At 66.4% G+C, this 1,302-nt stretch carries 1 protein-coding gene; it reads right to left on the bottom strand.

The genetic code is table 11. From position 1 onward, the window contains the following. A partial coding sequence (locus tag AX692_RS20215) for a cadherin repeat domain-containing protein (RefSeq protein WP_081095340.1) occupies positions 1–1,302 on the bottom strand: 1,302 nt, incomplete at both ends.

Here is a 1,302-nt window from a genome sequence, read left to right on the forward strand (position 1 = left end):
CAGGCGGAGATCCGCGCGATGAACACCTCGCCGTCGGAATCGAGCATGTAGATCTGGTTGCCGAAGGACGCCGAGTTGCTGGTCATCGCCACGATCGAATTGATCGCCCCGGCACTGGGGGTGAAGTCGAGATTGCGCCGCTCGAAGCGGGGCGAAGTGCCGAGCACGAAGGAGTAGCTGAAGATGTTGCCTTGTTCGTCCGAGAACAGGGTGACTTCCTCCCAGCCGAAGGGCTGCAACCCGGCCAGCGCGTCGACCCAGCGGCCCACGCCGTTGGCACCGATCTGGGCGACGAATTCGGGGCCGACGCGGGTGCCGGTGACGGTGCCGGTGAAGCCCACCGCCGTCTGCCCGTCGCGGATCGGCCATTCGAAATTGTTGTTGCCGATGGCAAGGAAGAACGGCTCGAGGTTGAACTCGTTGAAAGTCGGCCCGCGGTCGATCGATTGCAGGCGGTTGTTCGCGTCGACCAGGACCGGTGAGCGGAAGCCCCAGGATCTGACGCGCGGCGTCAGCTGCAAGGGCTGCCCGGCGGCGCCGACAAAGAAGCGCATCTCGGTGACATTGCCGAGCAGATTGTCCGGGTCCTGCGCCGCATCGGGGATGCCGCCGTCGCCGAGCGCGAGGTAGGGCTCGCCGCCGCCGACCCACAGGGCGGCGGTGATCGGCTGGGTTGCGCCGGTGAAGGTGATGTCGGGCAATTCGGCGATGACCGTACCGAGATTGTCGCGCCGGACGGTGCGCATGCTGATCGTGTTGCCGTTGCGCAGAGCGAGCGAATAGCCGCTGCCTGCGATCTCGGTCGGGACGGCATCGAGCACCTCGGTGCCGGCGGGCAGGTTGGGGATGCGCCCGCGCGCGGTCACTGCGCCGGTCGAGAGGTTGATGTCGAAGACGTCACCCTGCCGCGAGATCGCCGCGAGCTGGGTGGAGAACTGGTCGAACACCAGCACCGCATTGCCCGGCAGGCCCGTCGCGAGCCGCTGGACGATGAGTCCTTCGGTCGAGTTGGTCAGCGTGACCTGGAAGGTGCGGGTGGTGCTGGCGGTGCCGTCGCTGGCGACGACATCGACTTCATAGACATTGTCGCGGTTGGCGTCCTCGGGCGTCTCGAAGCTCGGAGGCCGGGCGAAGGCAAGCGCGCCATTGATCCCGTCGCGGAAGTTGAACAGCGCACCGTCCTTACCCGAGGCGATGGAGAAGGTGACGGCAGTGCCGTCGGGATCGCTGGCAGTCAGCTGGGCGATGACGTTGGGAATGGTCCCCTGAAGGGCAGAGACGCGCTGTTCGGCGGTGGTGAGA

This window comes from Erythrobacter donghaensis (assembly GCF_001557325.1).
Classification (GTDB): Bacteria; Pseudomonadota; Alphaproteobacteria; order Sphingomonadales; family Sphingomonadaceae; genus Erythrobacter; species Erythrobacter donghaensis_B.